The 2,277-nt window shown below is 71.4% G+C and carries 3 protein-coding genes; all 3 read right to left on the reverse strand.

Features of this window, described 5'->3' with window-relative positions; genetic code table 11:
- Window positions 1-10 precede the first annotated feature (10 nt).
- The 3 genes from ACIQOV_RS38095 to ACIQOV_RS38105 are packed head-to-tail and all read right to left on the reverse strand — an operon-like array spanning window position 11 to window position 2,054.
- Window positions 11-742, reverse strand: a complete 732-nt coding sequence (locus ACIQOV_RS38095; RefSeq protein WP_401055347.1) for an SDR family NAD(P)-dependent oxidoreductase — start codon at window positions 740-742, stop codon at window positions 11-13.
- A gap of 20 nt (window positions 743-762) precedes the next feature.
- Window positions 763-1,749, reverse strand: coding sequence for a 3-oxoacyl-ACP synthase III family protein (locus tag ACIQOV_RS38100; RefSeq protein ID WP_401055348.1), 987 nt, complete (start codon window positions 1,747-1,749; stop codon window positions 763-765).
- A gap of 44 nt (window positions 1,750-1,793) precedes the next feature.
- On the reverse strand, window positions 1,794-2,054 hold the full coding sequence (locus tag ACIQOV_RS38105) for a hypothetical protein (RefSeq protein ID WP_224279085.1): 261 nt from the start codon (window positions 2,052-2,054) through the stop codon (window positions 1,794-1,796).
- Window positions 2,055-2,277 lie beyond the last annotated feature (223 nt).

The following is a 2,277-nucleotide window of genomic DNA, read 5'->3' on the forward strand; positions in this document are numbered from 1 at the left end:
CCGGTGGCGTTCAGGTGATGGAGGCCCCGGAGTCGATGCTGATGACCTGGCCGGTCATGCAGTCCTGGTCGAGGAACAGGGTGATCGAGCGGGCGACCTCGCGCGGGGTGACGAACCGCGGCACCGGGACCTTCTCGCGCATGCCCGCCACGACGTGCTCGGGCAGGGTGTCCGTCATGCCGGTGATCATGAAGCCGGGTGACAGGGCGTTGACGGTCACCCCCCTGCGGCCGCACTCCGCCGCGAGGGTACGGGTCAGCCCGATCAGGCCGGCCTTGGACGCCGAGTAGGCGGTCTGCCCGGCGGTGGCGATCAGCGCCGACGGGGAGACGATGTTGACCACCCGCCCCCAGCGCGCCCGCAGCATCGCCGGCACGCACGCACGCGCGGTGTGGAAGGAGCCGACGAGGTTGGTGTCGATCACCTGCCGCCACTGCGCCGGGTCCTGCATCGCCATCAGCGCGTCCTTGCGGATCGCCCCGTTGTTGACGAGCACGTCCACCGGCCCGAGCGCCGCCTTGATCCGCTCGTACATCGCGCCGACCGCGTCCCAGTCCGCGACCGAGCCGGTGACCAGCACGTGCTCGTTGACGAGCTGCGCGGCGACCTTCTCCGCGCCCTCGCGCGAGCTGTTGTAGTGCACCGCGACCCGGCAGCCCGCCGCGTCCAGGGCCAGCGCCAGCTCACTGCCCAGCCCCCCGGAGGCACCGGTGACCAGCGCCACCGGCGACGGCGGCCGCACACCGAAAGCGTCCCGGCCGCTCACCGCGCCACCCCTCCCCACGTCAGCAGGACCGAACCCCACGTCATGCCCGCGCCGAACCCGGCCAGCAGCACCGTGTCACCGTCCTTGATCCGCCCCGCGTCCAGCGCCTCCGCCAACGCGATCGGGATCGACCCCGACGCGGTGTTGCCGTAGCGCTCCAGGTTCGTCACCAGCCGGTCGGCCGGGATACCGGTGTGGGAGAGCACCGAGTTGATGATCCGGATGTTCGCCTGGTGCGGCACCACGTGGTCGACCTGCTCCGGCGTGATCTTCGCCTGCTCCAGCGTCTCGCGGATCGTACGCACCGTGTAGCGCACCGCGTTCAGATAGATCTCGTTGCCGTTGATCTGCGCGTAGTGCAGACCCCGGGCGACGGTGTCCGCGGTGGTCGGCATCCGCGAACCCCCCGCCAGGACCTTCAGACTGTTCTTGCACGAGCCGTCCGCGCCCAGGTTCCACGCCCGGATCCGGTCCACCGCCCCCGGCCGCAGCACCACCGCCCCCGCACCGTCACCCACCAGGATCGACAGGTCCCGGTCGGCGGGGTTCGCGGTCAGCGTGTGCGTGTCCGAGCCGATCACCAGGATCGGACGCGGATCCATCCGCAACAGACCCGCCGCCGTCACCAGCGCGTACACGAACCCGGCACACTCGGAGTTCACGTCGTGCGCGCTGCCCGCGATCGCGAGCTCGTCGTGGACGAACGCCGACGTCGCCGGCGAGGGCTGCTCCGGCGTCGCCGTCGCCACGATCAGATGCGCGATGTCCGCACCCGTCAGCCCCGCGCGCTCCAGCGCCCGGCGCCCGGCCTCCGCGGCCATCGACGCCGTGGTCTGCCCCTCGCCCACCGCCCTGCGTTCACGGATCCCGCACCGCGAGACGATCCAGTGCTCGTCCACACCGAAACGCTGCGCGAGTTCGGCACTGGTCACCACCCGTTCGGGAACCGACATCCCCCAGCCGGTGACGTCGAAACCGCTCACCACGCGACCCCTCTCCCTCTCCCGCTCCGCCGCCGCGCCCGGACTCAGTTACCGGCGGCCGGCACGAGCGCCAGGATCCGCTCGTGGACCACACGCAGCGTCGTGGTGTCGTCGATGTCCGCGAACAGCGACTCGTCCGCCGGAATGTGCGGGTACTGGTTCTGGAAGCCGTACAGCCACTCCATCAGGTCCAGCGAATCGACGTCCGCGATGTGCTGCAACGCCGCGTCCGCGTCGATCTCCTGGGCACCGGAGACCGCCTGGAGCTGCTGGGCCAGGTCCTCGATCGTGGGGATCTGAGACATCAGTGATCGTTCCTCTCCACGCCCACCACACGGTGGACGCCGTCAACGCATCGAAAGAAGCAGGACAGAAAACACAACCGACACACCACCACCCCCCCCCCCCCCCCCCCCCCCCCCCCCCCCCCCCCCCCCCCCCACCCCCCCCCCCCCCCCCCCCCCCCCCCCCCCCCCCCCCCCCCCCCCCCCCCCCCCCCCCCCCCCCCCCCAAAAAAAAAAAAACACC

The organism is Kitasatospora sp. NPDC091257 (assembly GCF_044757675.1).
In the GTDB taxonomy this organism is placed as follows: Bacteria; Actinomycetota; Actinomycetes; order Streptomycetales; family Streptomycetaceae; genus Kitasatospora; species Kitasatospora lactacystinica.